Annotated in this window: 23 protein-coding genes; 13 read left to right on the top strand and 10 right to left on the bottom strand. The window is 70.7% G+C overall.

Features of this window, described 5'->3' with window-relative positions:
• The first annotated feature begins 159 nt into the window (after nucleotides 1–159).
• Nucleotides 160–708: a hypothetical protein gene (locus tag VSH64_RS48595; RefSeq protein WP_407655609.1), complete on the top strand. Its 549-nt coding sequence runs from the start codon at nucleotides 160–162 to the stop codon at nucleotides 706–708.
• A 29-nt stretch (nucleotides 709–737) separates the two neighbouring features.
• Here the strand turns inward: VSH64_RS48595 and lpxA are convergent, their stop codons facing one another.
• The 3 genes from lpxA to VSH64_RS45415 form a co-directional block, all read right to left on the bottom strand.
• Nucleotides 738–1,562, bottom strand: a complete 825-nt coding sequence (gene lpxA, locus VSH64_RS45405) for an acyl-ACP--UDP-N-acetylglucosamine O-acyltransferase (protein WP_326568912.1) — start codon at nucleotides 1,560–1,562, stop codon at nucleotides 738–740.
• 252 nt (nucleotides 1,563–1,814) lie between these two features.
• A complete protein-coding gene (locus VSH64_RS45410; protein WP_326568913.1) occupies nucleotides 1,815–2,690 on the bottom strand; it encodes an alpha/beta fold hydrolase in 876 nt (291 codons plus the stop codon).
• 116 nt (nucleotides 2,691–2,806) lie between these two features.
• Complete coding sequence (locus VSH64_RS45415) at nucleotides 2,807–3,625, bottom strand: alpha/beta hydrolase (RefSeq protein WP_326568914.1); 819 nt, start codon at nucleotides 3,623–3,625, stop codon at nucleotides 2,807–2,809.
• Between the two features lie 439 nt (nucleotides 3,626–4,064).
• On the opposite strand from VSH64_RS45415, the gene VSH64_RS45420 reads away from it, so the two are divergent.
• The 3 genes from VSH64_RS45420 to VSH64_RS45430 all read left to right on the top strand — a co-directional run bounded on the left by VSH64_RS45420 (nucleotide 4,065) and on the right by VSH64_RS45430 (nucleotide 6,577).
• Entirely contained in the window at nucleotides 4,065–4,925 is an 861-nt protein-coding gene (locus VSH64_RS45420) for an alpha/beta fold hydrolase (RefSeq protein WP_326568915.1), read from the top strand.
• 144 nt (nucleotides 4,926–5,069) lie between these two features.
• Nucleotides 5,070–5,477, top strand: a complete 408-nt coding sequence (locus VSH64_RS45425) for a RidA family protein (RefSeq protein ID WP_326568916.1) — start codon at nucleotides 5,070–5,072, stop codon at nucleotides 5,475–5,477.
• Nucleotides 5,474–6,577, top strand: coding sequence for an aminotransferase class V-fold PLP-dependent enzyme (locus VSH64_RS45430; protein WP_326568917.1), 1,104 nt, complete (start codon nucleotides 5,474–5,476; stop codon nucleotides 6,575–6,577). The genes VSH64_RS45425 and VSH64_RS45430 overlap by 4 nt, the downstream gene beginning before the upstream one ends.
• Nucleotides 6,578–6,610: 33 nt before the next feature.
• On the opposite strand, the gene VSH64_RS45435 is transcribed toward VSH64_RS45430, so the two are convergent.
• Nucleotides 6,611–8,050 (bottom strand): MFS transporter, encoded by a 1,440-nt coding sequence (locus VSH64_RS45435; protein WP_326568918.1) that lies wholly within the window; start codon nucleotides 8,048–8,050, stop codon nucleotides 6,611–6,613.
• A gap of 514 nt (nucleotides 8,051–8,564) precedes the next feature.
• Between VSH64_RS45435 and VSH64_RS45440 the strand changes: the two genes are divergently transcribed.
• From VSH64_RS45440 to VSH64_RS45450, 3 genes are read left to right on the top strand one after another with little or no spacing between them, the layout of a single operon-like run.
• Nucleotides 8,565–10,316, top strand: a complete 1,752-nt coding sequence (locus VSH64_RS45440) for a CocE/NonD family hydrolase (RefSeq protein WP_326568919.1) — start codon at nucleotides 8,565–8,567, stop codon at nucleotides 10,314–10,316.
• A 24-nt stretch (nucleotides 10,317–10,340) separates the two neighbouring features.
• Nucleotides 10,341–11,684, top strand: a complete 1,344-nt coding sequence (locus tag VSH64_RS45445; protein WP_326568920.1) for an acyclic terpene utilization AtuA family protein — start codon at nucleotides 10,341–10,343, stop codon at nucleotides 11,682–11,684.
• Nucleotides 11,685–12,020 carry an AtuA-related protein gene (locus VSH64_RS45450; RefSeq protein WP_326568921.1) on the top strand — a complete coding sequence of 112 codons (336 nt, stop codon included), beginning with the start codon at nucleotides 11,685–11,687 and terminating at the stop codon, nucleotides 12,018–12,020. It begins immediately after the preceding gene.
• Between the two features lie 70 nt (nucleotides 12,021–12,090).
• Here VSH64_RS45450 and VSH64_RS45455 read toward each other — a convergent pair whose 3' ends face one another.
• Complete coding sequence (locus VSH64_RS45455) at nucleotides 12,091–12,993, bottom strand: AraC family transcriptional regulator (RefSeq protein WP_326568922.1); 903 nt, start codon at nucleotides 12,991–12,993, stop codon at nucleotides 12,091–12,093.
• Between the two features lie 186 nt (nucleotides 12,994–13,179).
• Between VSH64_RS45455 and VSH64_RS45460 the strand changes: the two genes are divergently transcribed.
• Both VSH64_RS45460 and VSH64_RS45465 read left to right on the top strand, forming a co-directional pair.
• Complete coding sequence (locus tag VSH64_RS45460; RefSeq protein WP_326568923.1) at nucleotides 13,180–13,665, top strand: MarR family winged helix-turn-helix transcriptional regulator; 486 nt, start codon at nucleotides 13,180–13,182, stop codon at nucleotides 13,663–13,665.
• A 193-nt stretch (nucleotides 13,666–13,858) separates the two neighbouring features.
• Entirely contained in the window at nucleotides 13,859–16,645 is a 2,787-nt protein-coding gene (locus tag VSH64_RS45465) for a LuxR family transcriptional regulator (protein ID WP_326568924.1), read from the top strand.
• A gap of 36 nt (nucleotides 16,646–16,681) precedes the next feature.
• Here the strand turns inward: VSH64_RS45465 and VSH64_RS45470 are convergent, their stop codons facing one another.
• Nucleotides 16,682–17,497 carry an SDR family NAD(P)-dependent oxidoreductase gene (locus VSH64_RS45470; RefSeq protein WP_326568925.1) on the bottom strand — a complete coding sequence of 272 codons (816 nt, stop codon included), beginning with the start codon at nucleotides 17,495–17,497 and terminating at the stop codon, nucleotides 16,682–16,684.
• A 378-nt stretch (nucleotides 17,498–17,875) separates the two neighbouring features.
• Between VSH64_RS45470 and VSH64_RS45475 the strand changes: the two genes are divergently transcribed.
• Complete coding sequence (locus VSH64_RS45475; protein WP_326568926.1) at nucleotides 17,876–18,715, top strand: alpha/beta fold hydrolase; 840 nt, start codon at nucleotides 17,876–17,878, stop codon at nucleotides 18,713–18,715.
• Nucleotides 18,716–18,763: 48 nt separating this feature from the next.
• Nucleotides 18,764–19,366: a DUF302 domain-containing protein gene (locus tag VSH64_RS45480; RefSeq protein WP_326568927.1), complete on the top strand. Its 603-nt coding sequence runs from the start codon at nucleotides 18,764–18,766 to the stop codon at nucleotides 19,364–19,366.
• Between the two features lie 193 nt (nucleotides 19,367–19,559).
• Here the strand turns inward: VSH64_RS45480 and VSH64_RS45485 are convergent, their stop codons facing one another.
• Nucleotides 19,560–20,003, bottom strand: a complete 444-nt coding sequence (locus VSH64_RS45485) for a hypothetical protein (protein ID WP_326568928.1) — start codon at nucleotides 20,001–20,003, stop codon at nucleotides 19,560–19,562.
• Between the two features lie 369 nt (nucleotides 20,004–20,372).
• Here VSH64_RS45485 and VSH64_RS45490 point away from each other — a divergent pair, with 369 nt between their 5' ends.
• Both VSH64_RS45490 and VSH64_RS45495 read left to right on the top strand, forming a co-directional pair.
• Entirely contained in the window at nucleotides 20,373–21,587 is a 1,215-nt protein-coding gene (locus tag VSH64_RS45490; RefSeq protein WP_326568929.1) for an acyl-CoA dehydrogenase family protein, read from the top strand.
• 5 nt (nucleotides 21,588–21,592) lie between these two features.
• On the top strand, nucleotides 21,593–22,129 hold the full coding sequence (locus VSH64_RS45495) for a flavin reductase family protein (RefSeq protein ID WP_326568930.1): 537 nt from the start codon (nucleotides 21,593–21,595) through the stop codon (nucleotides 22,127–22,129).
• 148 nt (nucleotides 22,130–22,277) lie between these two features.
• On the opposite strand, the gene VSH64_RS45500 is transcribed toward VSH64_RS45495, so the two are convergent.
• From VSH64_RS45500 to VSH64_RS45510, 3 genes are read right to left on the bottom strand one after another with little or no spacing between them, the layout of a single operon-like run.
• Nucleotides 22,278–23,309, bottom strand: coding sequence for a maleylacetate reductase (locus tag VSH64_RS45500; RefSeq protein WP_326568931.1), 1,032 nt, complete (start codon nucleotides 23,307–23,309; stop codon nucleotides 22,278–22,280).
• Between the two features lie 23 nt (nucleotides 23,310–23,332).
• Nucleotides 23,333–24,190, bottom strand: a complete 858-nt coding sequence (locus VSH64_RS45505; RefSeq protein ID WP_326568932.1) for a dioxygenase family protein — start codon at nucleotides 24,188–24,190, stop codon at nucleotides 23,333–23,335.
• Nucleotides 24,190–24,492 (bottom strand): antibiotic biosynthesis monooxygenase family protein, encoded by a 303-nt coding sequence (locus tag VSH64_RS45510; RefSeq protein ID WP_326568933.1) that lies wholly within the window; start codon nucleotides 24,490–24,492, stop codon nucleotides 24,190–24,192. Before VSH64_RS45510 ends, VSH64_RS45505 begins: the two co-directional genes overlap by 1 nt.
• Between the last annotated feature and the right edge of the window lie 29 nt (nucleotides 24,493–24,521).

The raw sequence follows: 24,521 nt of genomic DNA on the forward strand, positions 1-24,521 counted from the left end.
TCTGGGCAAGAAAAGCAATCAAGGGAACAATTATTCCGGCCGGCGACTCACTGATCTTTTACTGCGCACTTACTCGCGCCCGGCGTTGCCTAATCCGAACTCGCCCGGGACACCCGGCTCCTCAACAAGGTTCCCGAAGTCACCGTCTACTTCTGGATCGTGAAGGTCCTCTGCACGACGGTCGGCGAATCCGCGGCCGACTTCCTGAACGCGAACCTGGGCTTCGGCCTGACCGGGGTTTCGCTCGTCACCGGTGCGCGGGAACCGGCTACGCACTGCGGAAGTCCGCGCTCCAGGCCGACACTTCAACCCCCGTTGCCGGACAGCACGGCTCGCCGCTCGGCGACCTGGCACCGTTTCGCACCATCACCCAGGACACCCTGGCCAAGCTCGACGCCGGCGACCAAGCCGGCGCCACCAGCCGCGTCGACGACCTGGAAACCGGTGGGGACAACGCCGAAGCCCGCCTCAAACCCCGGGACGACGCCGCCTGGACCACCATCGACGGCAAGATCGACACCGTGCTGCGCCAACTGCGCGCGACGAGCCCGAACCCGGCCACCGAAAAGCCCGCCCTCGCCGTGCTGCTCACCGCGCTCGGGTGAACCGTCGACCGAGCGCGGTGAGCTGACCGGTTCCTCCGCGGTTCGGGTACAAGATCACGCGGCCGGGCCGCTGCCTGCCCCGGGACTCGTTAATCGGGTCTGAGTCGCCACCCGCGCACCTGTTCTCTCGCCTCAGAGACTTCCCAGGTCACTCGGCGCGGTGACGAACTCCAGAAACTCCCGCACCTCAGCCGAATTCGCCGCCGGCGGCGCGAGCAACTCCAGACGTCGCACGACGGGTAGCTCCTGATCGCGCCAGATCTCGACCGCGGCCGAGACGGCGTCCACCGCGTCGTCATCCAGCCCGGCGCGACGGAGGCCGACCCGATTCGCCTTGCGCACGGACGCGGGAGTGCCGGCCACCCAGGCGAACGGCGGGACATCTCGCGTCACGCCCCCGAACCCGGCGACGAACGAAAGCCGGCCCACCCTCGCTCGCTGCGTCACGCCGCTCATGCCCGCGAGCCGGACGCCTCCGCCGAGGGCGACGTGGCCGGCGACCTGCGCGCCGTTGGCGAGGATGCTCCCCTCGCCGACCACGCTGTCGTGCCCGACGTGCGCGCCGGCCAGCAGCATGCAGTCGGCCCCGATGGTGGTCGGGCGGCCGTCGTGCGTGCTGCGGTTGACCGTGACGTACTCGCGGATCGTCGCCCGATCGCCGATCACCAACCGCCCGAGTTCCGCATCGCGCCGCTCCTCGGCGCGGTCCTGGCGCCGCTGCTGCGCCGCCCCGCCGAGAACCGAAAACGGGTGCACCACGACGTCCTCACCCAGCACCGCCGGCCCCTCGACGACAACGTGCGACAACAACCGCGTGCCGGCCCCGATCCGCACCCCTGGCCCGACGCGACACCAGGGCCCGACGACGGCGCGCGGATGGATCTCGGCCCTGGTGTCGACGACCGCGGTCGCATCGATCGAACCGGCGTCCGCCGCTGGTGAATGGACGTGCGTCACGGCGTTTCCGGCTCTCGTCGGTCGGCCGCGGCGGGAGGGCGAAGATGATCAGTCATGCCGTCAGATTGCGGTCCCGCTCGCCGGTGGAGCCACTCCCTGTGGTGGGTACCCCGTGGGGTCTTCCGAGGTGGCTGACGTTCGCCGCCATCCTCGGCGAGGCGGCGGAACGCCCCGGAGCGGATGGGCATTCTCCGGGGCGGGCCGCTGCCGGACGACAGCGCTGGGCAACCGAGCGCTGTCGTCCGGTAGGAGTCAGCGGGTGGCCGCGACGGCCCGTTCGATGAGGTCGATGACGATCCCCGGGTTGGTCACCTGTGCTGCGTGGGGGGTGTTCGCCTCGACGATGTGGGAGTGGGCGCGCGTGGCCATGTAGCGTTCCGCGGCCGGCGTGATCACGTGGTCGGCGGTGGAGACGAGCGTCCACGAGGGGATGTGCTGCCAGGCCGGCGCGCCCGAGGTCTCGCCCAGAGCCGTCGAGTTGATGGGGCTCTGCGTGGCGGCGAGTTCCGCGGCCGTGGCCGTGGAGACGCGGTTGCTCAGGAACAGGTTCCGGAACTGGTCCGCCTTGGCGTACAGATCGACCTGGGTTTTGCCCAGGGAGTCGGTGTAGACGACCGGGCTCAGCGCCGTGGGGATGGCCGCGTTGGGGTCGTTGCTGATCTGGCTGCCCGGGAACTGCGCGCTCAGGCTCCCGATGGAATCGCCCTCGGCCGGCTCGAAGGCCGAGATGTAGACCAGGGCCTTGACGTTGGGGTTGTTCGTGGCGGCGTTGGTGATCACGAATCCGCCGTAGGACTGTCCGACCAGGACGATGGGGCCCTGGATGGTCTTGAGGTAGGCCGCCAGGTAGGCGGCATCGCCGGCGACGCTCTGCAGGGCCGTCGGCGGGGCGACGACCGGGTAGCCGGCGGCCTGCAGGGGCTTGACCACGCTGCCCCAGGCGGCCGCGTCCGACCAGGCGCCGTTGACGAGGACGATCGTCGGCTTCGGGGCCTTGGCCGGGTGCGAGAGCGCGGCCGGCGCGGTCTGCGGGGCCGGCGAGGCCGACGCCAGCGTGGTCAGGCCGGCGGCGAGGGCGATCCCGGTCACGCCGAGGACGGCGGAGCGGAAAACACGACGGTTGCGCACGGTTTCTCCTTGGGGAAAAGGGGTGGTGATTGCTGTCCGCAGACGTGTTCGGCTGCGGGGGTTCGGGGCGGCGACCCCCTCGCCGGGAACCGGCCCGGGCAGGGGTCGTCCGGTGGTCACGCGCGGGCGGGAACCTGCTTCTCGGCCCAGTCCAGTGCGTAGTCGGCGACTTCCTGCCAGCCGTCCTGGCCGATGATGAAGTGCGATCGCCCGGGGAATTCCTGGTAGTCGGTGACCGCAGCGGACTTGCGCTGCAGACGCCAGTTGGCCTTGTTGACCTTGGGCGGAACGAGGTGGTCGGCCTCGCCCGCGAGGAACAGGAGCGGGGCCTGGCGCTTGCGGAAATCGACGAGGGTCACGGCTCGCGGGTTGAAGTTGGCGAACGCCCCCTGGAAGAGCACGCGGGCCGAGCCGGGGACGGCGTAGCGCTCGTAGCGGGCGGCGGACTCGCTCTCGGTGAGCGTGTTGGTCACGGCGTAGTGGAACTGCTCCGGCGTCAGCGACACGGCCTTGTTCTTGTTGGCCGGATTGCCCAGGACCGGCCACGTCGACTTGAGCGTCGACAGCGGCAGCGGAAGCACACCCTTCACGGCGGCCGAATCGATGGCGACGCCGACGCGGCCCAGCCCGCGGTCGAGCAGCAGCTGCACGACGGTTCCGCCGAACGAGTGGCCCATGATGATCGGCGGCCGGTCCAGCCCGCGGATCACGCGCTCGTAGTGGTCGACCACCTCGCGCAGGCCGACTCCCGCGATGCCCGTTGGGTCGCGCCGAAGCTCCTCCACCTCGCGGTCCAGCCCCGGCCACGCCGGGGTGAACACCCGGTATCCCCGACCCTCGTAGTGGTGCTTCCAGCCCTCCCAGCTGCGCGGATTCACCCAGAGGCCGTGAACGAGCACGATCGTGTCGGCCTCGCCGGCGGCGAAATCATTCATGCGAACCTTCTCTTCGAAACAGGACGTCTGAGCAGGCCTGACGGGCCTCCCTGAAAGCCGCCTGGATGCGGGTAACGCACGCACCCGCGGCTGTGTCCAGGATTCAGTCCGGCTCCGTGCGCCCGCTTCCGTCGGATGGCCATCGGGAGCCGGCTGCGTCGCGCCGCCGCGGACAGTCGTTCAACCGCCGACGGTGTTCGTGCGGTTCAGCCGCGCGCGGCGTGCCCATCCCGGCGTCCCGTCCCTGGCGCAGTCAGTCGACTCGAACCGGACAGACCGGGGCGATCCGTTCGACCACCCGGCCCGGATCGCGGGCGGACCGTCCACCTCGGACTGAAGCCCGCGGGCACCAGCAGTCAGATGACGGTTACGGCGGTGGTGACGGAGTCGATACCTTCCGGCGAACTCCACGTAGCCCACGGGTCGAGAGCGAGGATTCATGCCGAAGACGCCGATCGTTCTGCTGCACGGCTTCTACCACGGAGCGTGGGCTTGGACGGAGGTGATCGCCGACCTGGCGGGACGAGGCCGCACCGCGGTCGCGGTCGACATGGCGGCGCACGGTCTCCACGCGACGGCGCCGGCGTCTGCCGGACGACGTCCCTTCGACCCGGTCGCCTACGCCGCGGAGCCTTCGCCGGTTTCGGGGGTCGGGCTGGACGCCGCAGCCGACCTGCTGGCGGCGCAGCTGGACACCGTCGGCGGGGGAGAGCCGGTCTGCGTGGTGGCGCACAGCATGGGGGGTGCGGTGCTGAGCAGGGTGGCGGAACGGCGGCCCGGGCTCGTCGCGCACATGGTGTACCTGGCCGCGTACATGCCGGCCTCGAACACGCCCTGTCTCGACTACCCGGCGCTGCCCGAGGGGCGGGACAACCGCTTCATGCCGTTGCTGGTCGGCGACCCGGCGGCCACCGGAGCGCTGCGGATCGACCCGCGGAGCCCGGATCCCGAGGCCCAGTCGGCCATCCGCGAAGCTTTCTTCGGCGGCGTCGACCCTTCCCGGGCGGCGGCCGCCACCGCGCTGCTCAGCTGCGACGCACCGCTGGCCATGGTGGCCGAGAGCACCACGTTGACCGACCAGGGCTGGGGATCGATTCCCCGCACGTACGTGGTGTGCACGGAGGACCGAACGATTCCGGTTGCGCTGCAACGGCTCTTCATCGCTCAGGCGGACGCGGCGTATCCGGCGAACCCCACGACGGTCGTCGAACTGCCCACCTCGCATTCGGCCTTTCTGGCGGCACCGGCCCGCGTCGCGGACATCATCGTGGACCGCGCCACTGTGGCCGATCAGTGCTGACCGATCAGCGCTGGCCGATCAGCGCTGATCGATCTCCGATGACCGACGACCGATTACGGTGACAACGGCCGGTGCCGACACGGCACCGGCCGGATCGAGCACCGACTCCGACCACCAGTCCGTCGTCGAAAGCGAGCACGACACATGATCCGCCGCTGGAACCCCGACACCCTCGCCGCCCCGATCGGGACCTACAGCCACCTCGCCCACGTGCCGGCCGATCACGAACTCGTCGTGGTCTCCGGCCAGGTCGGCGTGCTGCCCGACGGCGAGCTCGCGGGCGCGGACGCACAGGCGCAAGGCCGCGCCGTGTTCGCCAACATCGAGCGACTCCTGGAGGCCGCGGGCGCGAGCCCGGCCCAGCTCGTGCGCGTGTTCAGCATGGTGTCGGGCACCGAGCACCTCCCGGGTTATCGCGCGGCCCTGCGCGAGACCTTCGTCCGCTGGTACCCCGAAGGTGACTGGCCCGCCCAGTCGCTGATCGTCGTGGCGGCGCTGGCCACTCCGGAGATCCTCGTGGAAGTCGAGGCCATGATCGCGATCCCGCGATGACACCGGCCGAGTTCCGCGCGTTGTTCCCGGCACTGCGGGAACTGACCTGGCTCGACACCCCGGGTGCGCCCCCGGGAGCCGGCCCCGTGATCGCGGCCATGCGGCGCACGATCGACGAGTGGTCGTCGGGCCGGTTCGACTGGCACGCCTGGGACGGCGCCGCCGCGCGTGCGCGGGAGCTCTTCGCCGGCCTGGTCGGCGTCCCGGCCGCGACCGTTGCCACGGTGTCGTCGCTGGCCGAGGCAGCGGCCACGGTCGCCGGCTCGCTGCCGCCCGGCCGGGTCGTGGTGGCCGAGCAGGATTTCCGCAGCAACCGGTTCCCCTGGCTCGCCCGGCACGAGGTCGTCGACGTCCCCGCGCGCGACGGCGCCACCCGGACCGAGGACCTGATCGCCGCTCTCGACGACGGGGTGGCGCTGCTGGCGGTGAGCGAGGTGACCAGCCGGGACGGGTATCGGCTGGACCTCGCCGCGTTGCGGGCGGCCACGGACCGGGTCGGCGCGCGGCTGTTCGTCAACCTCACCCAGTCGCTCGGGGTGCTCCGGTTCGATCCCGCCGCCGTCCGAGCCGACTACTTCGCCGTCCACGGCTACAAGTGGCTCCTGTGCCCGCGCGGCGCGGCCTGGCTGGTCGCCCGGCCGGACCGGGTGGGCGAACTGCGGGCGCTGGCGCCCAGCTGGAAATCGACCGCGGCCCCGCACGGCTACTTCGGCGGCCCGCTCGACCTCGCGCCCGACGCCGCGCGGTGCGACGCTTCACCGGCCTGGTTTTCGTGGATCGGTGCCTGTGCCGCACTGGAGGTTCTCGCGACGCTGGACCCCGACCAGGTGGAGCGACACGTGCTCGGCCTCGCCGCTGACCTGGCCGGGGAAGCGGCCGCACTCGGGCTGCGGCCGGTGCACGACGGGTCGCGGTCCCACCTCGTCGTGCTGGCCACCGACCGAGCCGACCGGCTGGCCCGAGTCCTTGCCAGCCAAGGCATTCGCGCCACCGCGTTGGCCGATCGAGTGCGCTTCGGCCTCCACTACTTCAACAACGCCACCGACGTCGAGGTCACGATCCGCGCGCTGGATGCCGGGCTTCGCGGTGCAGCGACGTGACCACGTCGGCCGCTTCCCGCCGCGGCCGGCGAATCACGGGTGCCCCGCGGATTCCCGGCGGCTGCTCCGGCCGACCAGAGCGATGAAGCCGATCGCGGTGACACCGGCGACCGCGCAGATCGTCCAGGCGACGACGTAGGCCCGTTCACTGGCGATCCTCGTGCCGGGCAGCGTGATGCTGGACAGGACGAACGCGAACACCGCGCCACCCAGGCTGCCGCCGATGGCGCGGGTCGTGTTGTACATGCCGGTGGCCATGGCGATCTCGTCGGGACGGCTGTGCTCGGCGATCATCGCCGGGAGAGCGGCGAAAGCCAGTGACGTGCCGAGGGTGCCCAGGGGCGTCAGGACCACGAACAGCACCGCGGAATCGTGCTGCACGATGAAGATGATCTGCACGACCACGTCGATGAAGACGCCGGCGATCGCGGTGCGGGTGCCGCCGATGGCACGGCTCACCCGGGACATCAGCAAGGCGCCGATACCCCCGGCGAGGCCGGCGACCACCAGGACCTGGGCGAGGACGAGGGGTGGCAGTTTCAGCCCGTACCCGATCTTCGCGGGATCCGCCGAGAGGTACGTCAGGCCCACCGTCTGCGAACCGACCAGAGCGAGGCCGAGCGTGATCGCCGCGAGGTACCAGCGGAGAAGCTGCGGGCGGACGAGCGCGCGCACGTCGATGAGCGGGTGATCGCTCTTCAGCTCGATCACCACCCACACCGCCAGCACGGCGAGAGAGCCGGCCAGCAACGCGAGAGTCACCCCGACCGGCCGGCCGCTCGCTCCGCCGAGCACCCACAGCAGGGAGCCCAAGCCGACGCTGATGGCCAGGGCACCGGCCCAGTCCACGCTGCCGCGCGCCCGGATGACGCTGTCCGGCACGAAGAAGAACACGATCGCGAGGGCGAGCGCGGCGAGCAGGACCGGAACGGTGAGCGTGGCCCGCACGTCGTTCGTGCTCGCCTGCACGAGCCCGCCCACCTCGAACCCGGCGGTGCCGCCGATCAGGGCCGCGGCGACGAGGAACCCGATGGCGCTGCGCGCCCGGGTGCTGTCCAGGCGGCTGCGCACGATCGCGAGCTGCAACGGCAGCAGCGCGGCGACCGGGCCGAGGAACACCTGACCGAGCAGCATCACCGGGAACGACGGACCGTAGGCGAACAGCGCGGCGCCGACCAGCACGGAGGCCAGCGAGCACCGCATCAGCCGCCGGTGTCCGTAGAGATCGCCGAGCCGGCTGACGATCGGCACCGCGATCGACGCGGCGAGCAGCTGGATCGCGGCGATCCAGTTGAGGTCGGCCGCCACGATGCCGAACTGCTTGCCGATCTGCGGGATGAGGGACGGGGTCATGCCCTGGATGAGGCCGCTCACCATCTCGACGACCACCAGCATGCCCACCGCGCGCCGGACTGAGCCGCGCGGCGAGGAGGCGCTCGTCGACGGCGACGCTGCCGTCGTGGTTTCGTTCACGGGAGCTCCGATCGTGGTAACCGTGGGGGAAGTTCCGCGACGAGGCCGGCGGCCGGCGAACGGGGCCGACGTGTGCCGCGGCGTCCCCAGAAGGTAGGTCGGTGGGTCCGCTTCGCCGATCGTTCTTCGGAAACGTTCGCGAAAGTCCCTGGGGAACCCGGTATTCGACCATTCGGTGCGCGTGGAGCGGCCTTCGTGCTCGGTCGTCGGGCCGCTCGCCCGCCCGTTCGCGTCGGTCGAGACGAACGCCCCACGGCGCTGACCTCGGCAACGGTAGCGGCCGTCCGTCGGTGAGCGGTCCGCACCACTGAGGCCAGGCTTTGGTCGTTTACGAAGGGATCACGGGGAAAAATGAGCGCTTCGGCGAATCCGCCGGCGCCCGCGACGTCCGGACCTACGCTCGGTCGCACACCCGACGACGTCGTTCCGCACACCCTCAGCCACCTCGGTCTCCGCGCTGCTCTCCCTGCCGTGCCGCCGAAACCGTCACCGAACCCGAAGGGGCCGCAGACTCATGACCGCCACCGCGCCGCCCACCCCGTCGGTGATCGTCGAACGCGACATCCGGACACCCATGCGCGACGGCGTGCTGCTCCGTGCCGACTTGTGGCGGCCCGCGACACCGGCACGTCATCCGGTGCTGATTTCCCGAACGCCCTACAGCCCGTCGGTGGTGATGGCTTCGCTGAAGCCCGAGCGGTTGGCCGCCGCGGGCTTCGCGGTGCTCGTGCAGCACTGCCGCGGCCGTTTCGGCTCCGACGGCACCTGGTCCTACGTCCACTCCGACGTCGAAGACGGCTACGACACCGTGGAATGGGCCGCCGCCCAGCCGTGGTCCGATGGGCGGGTCGGCATGTTCGGCCAGTCCTACGGGGGGTCGACCCAGTGGCTGGCCGCCCAGACGAGGCCGCCGCACCTCGAAGTCATCGCGCCCGAAGCGTGCGCCGCGGACTACTGGGAAGGAACCTTCGACTCGGGCGGCACCTTCCGGCTCGCGCTGCGGGTCGGCTGGACGGCGCACGTGATCTCGGAGATGGCCGAGGAATGGGGAATCGACGACGCGCGGCTGGCGCACCTGCGCAGCGTCACCCTCGATCTCCACGCGGCGGCCGGCGATCCCGACGAGCGGCGCCGAGCCCGGGCAGCGGCCGCCGCCGCGTTGGACGAGATCTTCCGGACCCGCCCCTTCCGCGACAACCCGCTCTGGCACGACCGGGCGGGCTGGCTCGAGGAAGCCTTCGACCACGAGTCCCGCGACGACTCCACGTGGCTGCGGCACAACCCCACCACGCACTACAGCGAAATCGACCTGCCCGCACTCCACGTGGGCAGCTGGTACGACATCCACCTCGGCGCCACGCTCCGGCACTACACCGGCATGCGCCGCCAGGCGCCGACCGCCGCCGCGCGTGAGGCGCAGCGGCTGATCATCGGGCCGTGGGACCATTGGCACCCGACGTCGTCGGTCGTCGGGGAAGTCGACTTCGGTGCCGACGCCGTCGTGGACATCACGGCTGTGCGCGCCGCGTGGTTCCGCCGCCACTTCGACGGCGAGCCCGACCGGTCGGCGCCGGTCCGGGTGTTCGTGATGGGGCGCGACGAGTGGCGTGACGAGTCCGAATGGCCGCTGGCGCGAACCGAGTTCACGCCGTTCTACCTCCACGACGGCGGCCGGCTCGACCCACGGCGCCCCACCGCCGAGGCCGGCGCGGACACCTTCACCTACGACCCGCACGATCCCGTCCCGACCCGCGGCGGCCGGCTGCTCGGCAGCGGTGGTGAAGTCGCCGGCCCGGTCGACCAACGGCCCAACCTCGCGCGCGGCGACGTGCTGACCTACCTGTCGGCCGAACTGCCGGAGGAACTCGAGCTCACCGGCCCCGTCACGATGGACTTGTGGGCCTCCACCGACGCCCCGGACACCGACTTCACCGCCGTGCTCGTCGACGTGGATCCCGACGGGCGCGCCCTCAACTTGTGCGAGGGCGCGGTCCGGGTGCGCCACCAGCTCCCGACGGGGCCGCCGGAACCCGGCGTGGTCCACCGGTTCACCGTCGACCTCGCCGCCACGAGCATGGTGTTCCCGCCGGGGCACCGCATCGGCGTCTACGTGTCGTCGAGCAGCTTCCCCGAGTGGGAACCCAACCCCAACACGGGAAATCCGCTGGGCACCGACACGAACGACGACCTGCGCACGGCCCACCAGACGATCCACCGCACGGCGGCGTGCCCGAGCCGCCTCGTGCTGCCGATCATCCCCCGCTAGCAACTCGCACCGGAGGTGTCCACGATGGAGTCCGGGCGAACGGTCAGAATCGGCTCGGGTGCCGGTTTCGCCGACGATCGGATCGAGCCGGCCGTCGAGCTCGCCGAGCGGGGAGAGCTGGACTACCTGGTCTTCGAATGCCTCGCGGAGCGCACGATCGCGCTGGCGCAGCTGGCGCGGTCACGCGATCCGCTCGCCGGGTACAACGAATGGCTCCCGGACCGGATGCACGCGGTGCTCGCGACCTGCGCGGCGAACGGCACCAAGATCGTCACGAACATGGGCGCGGCCAACCCGCTCGAAGCGGCTCGCGTCGTGGCCGGGATCGCGCGCTGCGAAGGGCTGACGGGCCTGCGGATCGCCGCGGTGACCGGTGACGACGTGCTGCACCTCGTCACGGCCGGCGACCTCCCGCTGACGGACCGGCCCGGCACCGTCGCCGCGCTGGGTGGCGTGATCTCCGCCAACGCCTACCTGGGCTGCGAGGGGATCGTCCGCGCGCTCGCCGAAGGCGCCGACGTGGTGCTCACCGGCCGCACCGCCGACCCGTCGCTGTACCTCGCGCCGCTGGTCCACGAGTTCGGCTGGGCCCTGGACGACTGGGACCGGCTCGGCAAGGGCATCTGCCTCGGCCACCTGCTCGAGTGCGCCGCGCAGGTCACGGGCGGCTACTTCGCCGATCCCGGGTTCAAAGACGTCCCCGATCTCGCCCGCCTGGGCTTCCCGATCGTGGAGGCCGACGCCGACGGCACGTTCGTCGTCACCAAGGTCGCCGGCTCGGGTGGCCGCGTCGATCGGCGCACTTGCACCGAGCAACTCCTGTACGAGGTGCACGACCCGGCCGCCTACGTCGGCCCCGACGTGGTCGCCGACTTCTCCGGCGTCCGCTTCCGCGAGCTCGGCGCGGACCGGGTCGAAGTCACCGGCGCCACCGGCCGAGCGCGTCCGGACCGGTTGAAGGTCTCCGTCGGCCACCTCGACGGATTCCTCGGCGAGGGCCAGATCTCCTACGCCGGGGCGAACGCGCTCGCCCGCGGCCGACTGGCCCTCGACCTCGTGCGCGAGCGGCTCGCGTCCGCCGGCCTGTCCGGCGCGGACCTCCGGTACGAGCTGATCGGCGTCGACGCCGTGGTGCGCGGTCGACGTGCGGACACCGACGATCCTCCCGAGGTGCGGGTTCGGGTGGCCGGCCGGACCCGCACACTCGAGGCGGCGCGGTACCTCGGTCGCGAGGTGAGCGCGTTGTGGCTCAACGGCCCGGCCGGGGGAGGCGGCGCGACCCGCCGAACCGAACAGGTCGTGGCGATCGAGTCCGTGCTCCTGCCCCGGGCTGTCGTCCACCCCGAAGTGTCCTTTGTGGAGGTATGAATGCTGTTGCACCGGCTGGCCCACGCCCGGGCGGGCGACAAGGGAACGACCTCGGACATCACGCTCATCGCCTACCGGCCCCGGCACTACGACCACCTGCGCCGGTTCGTGACCGGAGAGCGGGTCCGCGAGCACTTCGCGGACCTCGCGCTGGTCGCGGTGGAGCGGTACGAGCTGCCCCGGCTCTTCGCGCTGAAGTTCGTTCTCCGCGGCGCGTTGAGCGGGGTCACCAGGGCGCCCGACCTCGATGCGCACGGCAAGAGCCTGTCCTCGTCGTTGCTGGACCTGGTCGTGCCGGATCCACCTGACCCCGGGCCGGTCGCCACGCCGGAGTGAGCCGGCGAGCCACGACGTGGGCACCGCATGAACCGGACGAAGTCGACGGCCAGGTCGCGAACCGGCCCTGCTATTCCGGCGTTCGTTCGACCGAAGCAGAACCAGCCTCGCCGCGCCACGCCCGTGGCGAACTGCCATACGCACGAGAAAACGCCCGGCTGAACGCGGCCTCGGACGTGTAGCCCACGCGTGCCGCGATCCGGCCGACGGGGTCGGACGTACCGCGCAGCAGGTGCGCCGCGTGGCCCAGTCGGCACCGCAACACGTACGAACCGGGTGTTTCCCCGACAGACTCGGCAAACCGGGTGGCGAACGCCGAACGCGACAGCGACGTGAGCCGCGCCAGTTCGTCGACGGGCCAGTCGCGACCGGGGTCTCGGTGGATCGCGGTGAGGACCGGGGCGAGTGCCGGATCCAGGGCTGCCGTGAGCCAGCCGGCTCGCGGCACGTCGCCGGACGCGGCCCACGACCGCAGCGACCAGATGAAGAGCAGGTCGAGCGCGCGCGACACCATCACGCGGGCGCCGGGTGCCTGGTGGACGACCTCGGACACGAGCAGCTCACTGATCGGCGAGAGCCACGCCTTGGATCCCGCGTCGCCGCGGATCACGATCGCCGGGGGCAGAACGCCGAGCAGCGGTGCGGCGACCACCGTCTCCACGAGGAACTCCCCGGTCACCCAGCGGGCCTCGGGCGTCGCCCGGACGAGGTGGGCATCACCCCGCACGAGCAGGGCGAGGTCCCCGGTGCCCAGGTGCACGGCGGGTTCGCCCGCGATCTCGACGCTGAGCTCGCCCTCCTCGACCAGGTGCAACAGCCTGGCCCCGGCGGGATGCCGCTCACGCGCGCTCGACCGGCGTCGCACATCGCCGCCCTGCAGGTGAATCGCCTGGAGCACGTCCGAGAGCGCGTCGTGCTCGCCGGCGGCCGGTGGCTGTGGAGAATCGGCAAAGTCTTCCGGATCCTGAATCATGTTTTTGCTCTGGCCTCCTTCTAGGCTGCGACGCGAATGTGCCGGCGGTTCCGCCCTACGGACCCAGCGCTCCCGACTGAGAAGGCAACTCCATCATGTCTGTCAAGTTGATCATATGACATCGGATCATTTCAGCCAATGCAATCTTGCCTTGGATGATCCGGCTGCCGATGATACTGTCGCGCAGTGTCTCCGAAGGACGAGCGGACTCCGAAGAGCGAGCGCCGCGACCCGGTACCGCCACCCGACGCCACCTCGGCGATCGGCGACCTGACCTGGCTCGCGCACCGCGCGGCGGCAGCGCTCGGCGACGCGTTCAACGCGGTCTCGCGAGATGCGGGCTTGGCCGATCTGCGCGACTGGCTCGTTCTGGAACTGATCAGCAACGGTCCGGAGCGGACACAGCTGGAGATCGCCACGGAACTCGGGGTCGACAAGACCACGTTGGTGTCGATCCTCGACCGGATGGAGCGCGACGGGCTCGTCGTCCGCCACCTCTCCGCCCGTGATCGGCGGGTGCGCATTCCCCGGGCGACCGCGAAAGGCGTCGAGGTGAAGGACCAGGTCGCCCTCGCCCGCGACACGGCGATCATGCGTCGCCTGTCCTCGATCCCCACCCGGGATCACGCGAAGTTTCACGCGATGCTGTGGAGCATCGTCCAAGACCATTGACACCCGAACGCGGAACCACTGCTTCAACGCCACATCGCTGACGTCGGCACTCCGCGCGGCAGGAGTGAAGGATCGGCCACGTTGACAGCCAGAGGTGCACACCGGCGAATCGCTTGTGGACAGTCCGGCAGCCGAGACCGGGCGCCGGGCGGGGAGCTCTCCACGGGCCGCGCGAGCGGGGGAGCGTGATCCGGTGGGCGACAACGGCCTTTTCGACCACGACGGTGTCGATTCCCTGGTGGGACGCGGCGTGGCGCTCGAGCGCATCCGCGACTTCCTCGACGCCACGGATCGGGGTGGCGCGCTCTTGTTGTCGGGCGCGGCGGGGGTCGGCAAGACCGTATTGCTGAACGCCGTGGCGGAAGCGGCCGCCGAGCGTGGCTCGCGGGTCCTGCGGGCCGCCGGGGTCGAGTTCGAAGCCGACGTGAGCTATTCCGGGCTGAACCAGGTCCTCTTCCCGTTCTACGAGGCGTTCGGGGAACTCGAGAAGCCGCATGCCGATGCACTGCAAGTCGCTCTGGGCTTCGGGAGCGGGCCGCCGCCGGAACGGCTCGTCGTGTCGAACGCGACGCTCATGCTCCTGCGGCACGTGGCCCAAGCCGGCTCGCTGCTGCTGATCGTCGACGACCTGCCGTGGCTCGATCGGGCCAGCGCCGCCGTATTGGGGTTCGTCGCCCGCCGGCTCAGCGGCACTCACGTGACTTTCCTCGGCGCCATGCGTTCGGGGAGTGAGACCTTCTTCAACCGCGGCGGCCTGCCCGAGTACGAGGTGCCGCCGTTGGACGGGGAGTCCTCGCAGCTCCTGCTCACCACCCGATTCCCGATGCTGGCCGCCCGGGTGCGGGAGCGGCTGCTGTCGGTGGCCGAGGGAAACCCCCTGGCGCTGCTCGAATTGCCGACGGCGCTGAGCGGCGAGCAGCGCTCGGCCCTGGAAAGCCTTCCGGTGGTGCTCCCGCTCAGCCAACGGCTCCGGGCGCTGTTCGTCTCCCGGGTGTCCGTGCTGTCCGTCGCCGCACGGCGGCTGTTGCTGCTCGCGACGTTGGAGGGAACCGGCAATCTCGCGGTCCTGCAGGCCTCGGCACGCCACGCCGGCTACGAAGCCGACCTCGAAGACCTCGCCTCGGCCGAGCAAGATCGGCTGGTGGCGTTCGACGACGGCACGCGCCGGCTCGTTTTCCGGCACCCCTTGATCCGCTCGGCAGTCGTGGATGCCTCCACGAGTGCCGAGCGCCGAGTGGCTCATCGGGCGTTGGCCCAAGTGCTGGTCAGCCACCCCGAGCGGCGGGCCTGGCACCTCGGCGAAGCTTCCGTGGAGCCGGATGAGCACGTGGCCGGCCTGCTGGAACAAGCGGCGCGTCGGATCGCCGCCCGCGGAGACGCCGTCGCAGCGGTCGCGGCGCTGGTCAGGGCAGCCGATCTGAGCCCCGACGCCTCGCATCGCGCCCGCCGGCTCGCCGAGGCCGCCTACATCGGCGCCGACGCGACCGGGCAACTCCGCGACGCCTCGGAACTGCTCGAAGGCGCCCGCTTGGCCGACCCGGAGCTGAAAGGGTCCCTCCACTTCGCGGCGGTGGCGGTCTTCTTGATCCTCAACGGCGACGGGGACATCGACACCGCCCACCGGCTGTTGGCCGGCGCCGTCGAGTCCGGCACACACCGCTACGACGCCCAGAACGGCGCCCTCATCGACGCGCTCCACCTGCTGCTGCTCTTGTGCTCCTTCAGCGGCCGCGCGGAGCTGTGGGATCCGTTGTACGCGACGCTGCGACGTCTGCGCCCGGAGCCGCCCGCCCTGCTGGCGGCGGTGGTCAAGGCCCGGTCCGACCCCGCCCGTTCCGGTGCCGCGGCGCTGGGTCAGCTGGACTCCATTCTCGGCGACTTGCAGAAGGAGACCGACCCCGGACGGATCGTTCGCGCCGGTACCGGCTCGCTCTACCTCGATCGCCTGGCGGATGTCCGCGAGTCGTCCTGGCGCGTCGTTCTCCAAGGGCGCGACGGCGGTCCGGCGCGCCCGCACGTCGGCGCGCTGTTGCACCTGTGCCTGGACGACTACTTCACCGGCAGGTGGGACGAATGCCTGGAACTGGCGGATGAAGGAACCCAGGTGTGCCAGGACTCCGGGTACCACTTCTTCACTTTCTACTTCTGGTACTGCCGAGCCGTCGTGGCCGCGTCCCGCGGCGACGACGAAGCGGTCGACCGCCTGACCGACCGGATCACGCGCTGGGCCACACCCCGGGGAGTGGGGGCGGCACTGCACTGCGCCCGGCACGTCCGCACCCTGGCCGAATCCGGCCGTGGTGACTTCGAAAGCGCCTACCGGAACGCGACGGCGATCAGCCCGGCCGGTACGTTCGCCTCCCACGTACCGCACGCGTTGTGGGTGGCGTTCGACGTCGTCGAAGCCGCGGTGCGCACCGACCGGCACAGCGCCGCCGCCGCTCACGTGCGGGCCATGCGAGAGGCCGACATCGCGGCGCTTTCCCCGCGGCTCAGCCTGCTTTCCGCCGGTTCGGCGGCCTTGTGCGCCACCGACGACGACGAGGCGGTGCGCCTGTTCGAGGACGCGCTGGAGATCCGGGGCGTCGAAAGATGGCCGTTCGACCTGGCTCGCGTCCAACTGGCGTACGGGGAGCGACTGCGACGCGCCCGAGCGAACGCGGAGTCCCGAGAGCCGCTGCGTCTGGCCCACGACGCCTTCACGCTGCTCGGCGCCGGTCCCTGGGCGGACCGGGCCGCCAAGGAGCTCCGGGCCACCGGATGGGGCGCCCCGAAAACCACCGCGAGCGGAGAAGTACTCACGCCCCAGGAGCGGGAGATCGCGGATCTCGCGGCTTCGGGCTTGAGCAACAAACAGATCGCCGAGCGGCTGTACCTTTCGCACCGGACCATCGGCGCGCACCTGTACCAGATCTTTCCGAAGCTCGGGATCACCTCCAGAGCCGCACTGCGTGACGCGCTCGCGGCTCTGGAGAAATGACCTCGCCTCGGTCGTCGACCGGGCCGGTGGACCGCTTTACCACCCGGCGGGCCGGTCGGCCGCGGAACTGTGCCGGTCGGGGGCGATCCGCAGCGGACGGCTGCCCTGGGGGCTGCCGACGACGGCCGCGATGGCCTGGGCCATGACGGCGACCTCCGCACCCGTGAGCGTGTGTTCGGCCAGCTTCGAGTCCACCCGGCGGACCAGGCCCGGGTATCGGCCTTCATAGGCTTGGACCGTCTCGGCGTCGTCCGGGTGGACGGTGCGAACGGCCGGGCCGGCCCCGGGGGCGAAGAGGCCGGGGACGACGACGATCGTGGTCTCGACCCCGAACTCGGTCAGCTCCCGCGCGTAGCTCGCGGCGAGGTGGTCGATCATCGTGACCGCTTCGGAGTGCAGCGCGAGATAGGGCGCGCCCTCGGCTTCGCGGTTCGCCGGCACCACCCACACCAGCAGGCCTTCCTGCCGCTCGCGCATCCGCGGCAGCACGCAACGGTTCACGCGCTGCGTGGACAGCACGTGCGCGTCGTAGATCTGCGCCAGCTGGTACGGGGTGAAAGATTCGAGCGGCCCCCGCGGCACCGGGCCGACGGCGTGGACCACCGCGTCGATCCTTCCGGCTTCCGCCAAGATGCTCTCGACCGCGGTCGAGACCGAGCGCTGGTCGGCCACGTCCAACGAAATCGGGCGCAGGCGCGGGCCGTGGACGCTCGGCTCCGCGAGCAGTTCGGCCGGGTGGACGACAGCCGGGCCGATCCCCGCGTACACCGTGTGGCCGGCACCGGCCAGCGCGTCGGCGATGGCAGCTCCGAGGTCACTGGAGGCGCCGGTGACCAGGACGATCTGTGACATGGTGCTCCTCGTTGCGGTCCGGCAGATCAGGGAAGCGGCCGAGCACGGCCGGAACCGGCCGGCCGGAACCGGCTCACGCCCGGCTGTCCTCCACAGTGTCGGCATGAGTGCACTCGTGCGCATGAGTTGAACGACTGTCGGCGAGACCGTGGCTCGTCGAGGCGGCTCTGAGCACGAGAAATGCCGATCCAGCGCGGAATGTGGCCGGCGCGCAACGCGGTGACACAGAGGAATGACTGCCCGGCGCGAGTGTCGCGTTGCCCGGCGGTGGTCTTCCGACTGAAGCGGCTCCCCGGTGATCCCGGCGAGGCTGTCGAACAGCGCCAGGAGGCGGATTTCCTCAGGGAGCGCGGAGCCACCGCGCGAGAAAGGCTAGACATGGCAGCGAATTTTGTGCAAGCACCGGCCGAGACCGTGGACGTCGGCGGAACGCCGTTCGCGTACCGCGAGCTGGGTCCGGCCGCCGGCGTGCCGCTGGTGTTGCTGAACCACATCACCGCGGTGCTGGACGACTGGGACCCCGCCCTGGTCGACGGCCTGGCCGCCGAGCGGCGCGTGATCGTGGTGGATCTCCGGGGCGTCGGCGCCTCCGGCGGCACCACTCCCGACAGCATCGAGGCGATGGCCGCCGACACGGTGGCCTTCCTCGAAGCCCGCGGGCTGGACACGGTGGATCTGCTGGGCTTTTCGCTGGGTGGCATGGTGGCCCAGTCGGTCGTCGAGCAGGCACCCGAGCTGGTCCGGCGGCTCGTGCTGGCCGGCACCTCACCCGCCGGTGACGAGGGACCGGCCGGCTGGGGCGCCGGGCTGCAGGACGCGTTCGGGCGGTCGGCGGCCGAAGGCAAGCACCCCAAGCACTTTCTGTTCTTCTCGCCGACGTCGCGCGGCGAGGCGGCCGCGAACGCGTTTCTCGCCCGCCTGGACGAGCGCACCGAGGACCGCGACACACCTGTGACGGACGAGACGATCGGCGCACAGCTGACCGCCGCCACGAAATGGGAGCAGGGCACCTCGCCCGCCGGCCTGGCCGACGTGGACAAGCCGGTCCTGGTCGTCAACGGCGACAACGACGTCCTGGTGCCGACGATCAGCTCGTTCACCCTCGCGCGGCTGCTGCCCAACGCCACGCTGAGCATCTACCCCCACGCCGGCCACGGCGCGATTTTCCAGTACCACGAGCTGTTCGTGCAGCAGGTCCTGGAGTTCCTCGGCGAATGACGGGCCGCCACGGTGTTGATCACCACCGTGCCGTGGACGACCGGCACCGTGGCGCCGCTCCTGCGCCCCCTTGTCGATTACCGACCATCGAAGGACGGCAACGCCATGTCCGCCAGTGATTCCCGCTCCATCCGGACCTTCCCACACGAAGTGGTCCGCCTGACCATCCCCGTCCCGACGACGTTTTCGGAATTCCGGGACAGCTACGAGCGCGCGGTGCCGGCGCTTCAGGCCGATCGGTACGAGCAGTTCAAGAAGGAACGGGCCGGCTGGGACGTCGTCCGGGCGGCCACCGAGGAAAACGCCCCGCACAGCTTCATCAGGTACTGGGGCACCGATGTCGCCTCCCTGATGGAACTGGCCGCCGAGTCGCGTCCGTGCGTGGAGTACCTGATGGGCAACCACGTTTTCGCCCAGCGCATGTTCCGGCACGACCCCTCGGTGATGCTCTACGCACCCTTGCGCACCGCGATCTACGTGGACGGCGACGACCGCACCTGGTTCACGATCGACCAGCCCCGCACCCGCTTCGACAGCTTCGACGACCCCCGGATCGCACAGGTCGGCCGCGAACTCGACGCCGAGCTGGCCGACCTGCTCGACCACCTCGGCCTGCCGGTGCCGACGGAATTGCTCGCCGACGGCAACTGATCGGCGATCAATCCGGCGGGATCTTGGGCGAGTGGCTCTGGGTTTCGCCGGTCTGGTGGCTTGATGTCGTCCTGTGCGCGCACGGCTTCGTGCCGTGCGCGCACGGCGTGCGGCTCAGTCTCAGCGATGGCAACGACCGGTGTGCTGATCACTTCGCGGGGATGCGACCAACCGCGATAGTGTCCGCCTTGAATCACAGCCCAGCGGCCTTGCGCAGGCCGGCACGGTCGTCGTCGAGCGGCTCGGTTCTCGCCCGGAGGCTGGGGTCGGCCAGCAGTCGGCGGACCCAGTTCGCGTTGGCGGCGAACGCGGACCGGCACCGGGATCGTTCGGGATGGTCCTCCTCGCGACCGCTGATCGCCAGGGCCGCCGGGTTGTCGGGATCGGTGGGCTCGGACAGCACGGCGGCCACCAGCACCACGCCGAACAATTCACCGCGGCGGGGCACCGACGGGTCGGCTGCCAACCGCAGCAGGAACGGCACGACCATCGGCATCACGGAGCTCAGGTGCATGGGCGCCGACATCACCAGAAACCCCAGCGCCCGTTCGGCTTTCTCGGCCGCGTCGGGGTCGAGGAGACCGCGCAGCACGACCGGGACCTCCGCCGGGCAGCCCGGGATCGCCGACCACGCCACGTCGTCACATCCAGCCAGCGCCGGATGCGGTCGAGACGCCTGCGCGAGGTGGGGGTATGTCGCTGTCAGAGCGGCGATCGCTGCCGCGACTGCCGCACGATCAACCTGACACACGGGCGCGCCTCCCAGCAATTCCCGCCGAGTCGAAGCTCCGAGTCTATCGTCGGCAAGCCCCGTCCTGACGCACGACCGTGAGGTCCGACGCGGCAGCACATCCGGTCAACCGACCTGGTTGCGCATTCGGGCCGCACAAGTACGCGGACCGGCTGGGCCCCCGTCGTTCCCGCTCCTACCTTCGTCGGCACGACCCGGTCCGCGGTGGACCGGTGGTGACCCGGTGGTCACCGTGCAGAGTGGAGAGAGGGAGCCATGACAGTCACCAGCAGCGTCGCCGGGTCCGAGGCGGCCACGGCCGGCCTGGAGCGGGAACTCGTGGGGCGGGCGACGGAGCTCGTGCCGATGATCCGGGAGTACGCGGGGGAGTCGTCGGCCAATCGGGCCGTGGTGCCGCAGGTGATGAAGGCGCTGGAGGACGCGGAGTTGTTCAAGCTGTTCGTCCCGAAGCGGTTCGGGGGGCACGGCGTCGGGATGCGGACGACGATGGAGGTGCTGTCGGAGATCGGTCGGGGGGACGGGTCGACGGCGTGGGCCGCGTCGTTGCTGAACGTGTGCACCTGGTTCGCCACGACGTTCTCGCTCGAGGCGCAGCAGGACGTGTTCGGCGAGAACCCGGACGCGAAGGTCTCGGGCATCTTCACCCCCGGCTCGAAGGCCGAACGCGTGGACGGCGGTTACGTCCTCAGTGGACGGTGGCCGTACTCGTCCGGGTCGTTCGCGGCCGACTGGGCGGCGCTCGGGATCGCGTTGACGGTGGAGCCCGGCCAGGACCCCAGGGCGCTGGCCCTGGTGCCGAAGGAAGCGTGGACCATCGAACCGACCTGGTACGTCGCGGGCATGCAGGGCTCGGGCAGCGACACGATCGTGGTGGAAGACCACTTCGTGCCCGACCACCGGATCCAGCCGTTCGTGGACATGCAGCAGGCCCGCTACCTCACGCCGTACCAGGCCGAAGAGCAGAACTCCAACATGGCCTTCATCGCGGTCGCCGCGCTGGTGCTCATCTCGCCGCAGCTGGGCCTGGCCCGCCACGCGCTGGAGATCACGCGCAAGAAGCTCGGCGGCAAGCCCGTGGCCTACACGGTGTACCGCGAGGCGCGCAACTCTCCCGCGCACCAGCTCGGCGTGGCGAAGGCGGCCACGACCATCAACCTCGCCCACCTGCTCGCGAGGGCGGCCGCCGACGAGATCGACGCCTGCGCGGCCGACCGTCGGCTGCCCGACATCGAGACCCGCGCCCGGATCCGGAACGACACCGGCGTGGTCGCGGAGCTGGTGAACTCGGGGATCGACACGCTGATGACGGCCACCGGAGCCGGCTCGTTCGCCGACGCCAACGTGCTGAACCGGATCTGGCGCGACGCGGCCATCGGCGCCCGCCACGCCTACGTGACCCCCGAGGTCGGCAAAGAGGTGTACGGCCGCGTGCTGCTGGGCACCGAAGACGCGCTCACGATGGACATCTGACGCTGATGAACGCGCGAACCGTGCAGCCGGGCGAGCCTCCGGCGACCGGGGTGTCGGTCGAGGAGCTGAAAGCGGCGTTCCGCAGCCATCCGGCGGGCGTCGCCGTGATCACCGCGGACGCGGGTGACGGGCCGGTCGCGATGACGTCGAGCTCCGTCTCGTCGGTGAGCGCCGACCCGCCGCTGATCATGTTCTCGGCCTCGGGCCAGTCCTCCAGCACGCCCACGATCCTGCGGGCGCGGACGGTGGTGATCCACCTGCTGGCCGCGGAGCAGCTCAGCCTCGCGCAGCTCGCGGCCACCAGCGGCGTGGACCGGTTCGACGGCACGGTTCCGTGGAGCCGCCTGCCCACCGGCGAGCCGACGTACCACGGAGTTCCCGTGCGGATCCGGGCTCGCGTGGTGAGCACCGTGGCGGCGGGCAGCTCCACCGTCGTGGTGGCGCACGCGCTCCAGGCCGACGTCTCGGCCCAGGCACGTGGAGCGCTTGTGTACCACGACCGCGCGTGGCACGAGCTGAGCCGGAGCTCTCGCGTGGCCTGACGCTCGGAGGTGGCGGCGTTGAGTGGTTCCCGAGGAATCGCTCAACGCCGCCACTGGCGTGTTCAGGGAAAAAACCGGCTCGGCGAGACGAAAGTGCTGGGCACCGTGGGTGCCCAGCACTTTTGCGTTCGAAGCCATACGGCGAGCGTTATCCGGACGCCAGCGTGCCTTTCAGCGCCGCCAGCAGAAGGCCGCGGACTTCTTCCGGCCGGAGCCGGCGTGGATTCGCGTACGGCTGCGAGAAAACCTGCCGCACCACTTCGTCGAGATCGCCTTCTGAGAGGCCCAGCTCGCCCAGCGACGGAGCAGCCCCGGCGAGCGCGCCGAGGCGAGCGAGTTCCGGCGCGGCCTCGGAAACGCCGAGAGCGCGGGACATCGCCGCGTCGGCCGCCGGCGCGGCCGGGAGGTTGAACGCGGCGACGTACGGCATCAAGATGCTGTGGGCTTCCGCGTGCGGCAGGTCGAAAGTGCCGCCGAGGACGTGGCACAGCTTGTGGTGCAACGACATCGTGGTCTGGCCGAGGCAGAGCCCACACAACCAGGAACCGTGAAGGGCCAGCGTGCGGGCGGGGAGATCGCTCGGTTCATCGACCAGCACCGGCAGCGCCGCGGCGAGGGCGCGGACGCCCTCCTCGGCCATCAGAGCCGTCACCGGCGTCGCGTCCGGGGCGTACAGCGCTTCCATCGCGTGCGCGAGGGCGTTGAGACCGCTGAGCCCCGACACTCGCGGTGGCAGCCGCACCGTCAACTCCGGGTCGTAGACGACGCTGCGCGGCAGAACCCTGAGGTCGCGCCCGGTGCGTTTGACGCCGTCTTCGGTGATTCCCCAGATCGGGGTCATCTCCGAGCCCGAGTACGTGGTCGGGATCGCGATCACGGGCAGCCCGGTCTGCCGCGCGGCGGCCTTGCCCAGCCCGATGACGGAGCCGCCGCCGATCGCGACGCAACCGTCCGCGCCGAGTCTGCCGGCCGCTTCGCACGCCGCCTGTACCACTGACGCCGGGACGTGCGGGCGCGCGTCTTCGAAGCGTCCGGCGACCCGGTGCCCGAGGAGCGCGGACACCAGCTTCACCTCCTCGGCCCGCCCGGGCGTGGCGAGGACGACGAGACGCTCGAGGCCGAGCCGCTCCGCCTCGGCGGGCAACTCGGCCACCCGGCCCGCGCCGAACACCACCCGCACGGGCAGCGGTTCGTAGGTGAAACTCACGGCTTCTTCTGCAGCACGAAGTCCACCTCGGCGTGGGTGAACGGCGCGGCCACACCGAATCGCTTCGCGGTCGCTTCGTCACGCTTCACCGCGAAATCCGCGAGCAGACTGCGTTTCACCGCGAACACTGCGTCGGACTCGACGTAGGCGCTGTTCCGGACGAACGTGTGCGTGGTGACTTCTTCGTGGCCGTCGGCTCGGACGATGAAGTGGATGTGCGCGGGCCGGAACGGATGGCGGTTCGCCTTCTCCATCAGAGCGCCGACCGGACCGTCGGTCGGGATCGGGTAGTGGCTCGGGACCACCGAACGGAACCAATATCGCCCTTCGGGGTCCGTGCGGAAGAGGCCGCGCCCGTTGCCGGCGGGCTGCACGTCCGGCTGCTGGACGTCGTAGAACCCCTCCTCGTTGCACTGCCAGACGTCGATTTCGGCGCCGGGCAGAGGAATTCCGTCGCTGCCGAGGACGCGACCGGACACCACACACGGCCGGGCGCCGTTCATCAGGTCGATCGAGTCGCCCAGCGCGCGAGCGGGCGATTCGGTGAGGTGAAACGGCCCGAGGACGGTGCTTTCGGTCCCTTCCTGCTGGCCGTTGAGCGTCTCCACCATCATCGACACGCCGAGCACGTCCGAGAACAGGATGACCTCCTGCCGGGTGTCGGTGCACGTTTTCCCCAGCGCGGTCACGAATTCGATCGCGGCGTTCCACTCCGCCATGGTCGGCTTCACCTCGCGCACGAAGCCGTGCAGGTGCCGTACCGCGCTCTCCATGATCGCCCGGAATCGGGGGTCGGGCGCGTCCCGGAAGCTGTCGACCACGGCCGAAGTGGCGGTTTCCCAAGAGAAGTCCATCAGGCCGCGCTCCGGTCGGTGCTCTCGAAGTGCCGAACCTCAGGTGCGCCGGCGAAGAAGCCCGCGACCTGTTCGGCGAACTGCTTGCCCGCGTCACTCGCGGGGAAGCCCACCAGGTGGTCCTCGAGCCGCTCCCAGCCGACGCGCAGCAGGTACGTCGAGGGATTCTCCGCGTCACGGAACAGTTCCACGCTCGTGCAGCCCCGCGCTTGCGCGAGTAGAGGCCTGGCTGCGCGGAACGCTTCTTCGAAGTCGCTCTCGCGTCCGCCGGCGATCCGCAGGTAGGCCTGCTCCACCACCATCGTGTTTCCCTTCCGTCCGGCGGGCTCGG

The organism is Amycolatopsis rhabdoformis (assembly GCF_035918295.1).
Lineage (GTDB): Bacteria > Actinomycetota > Actinomycetes > Mycobacteriales > Pseudonocardiaceae > Amycolatopsis > Amycolatopsis rhabdoformis.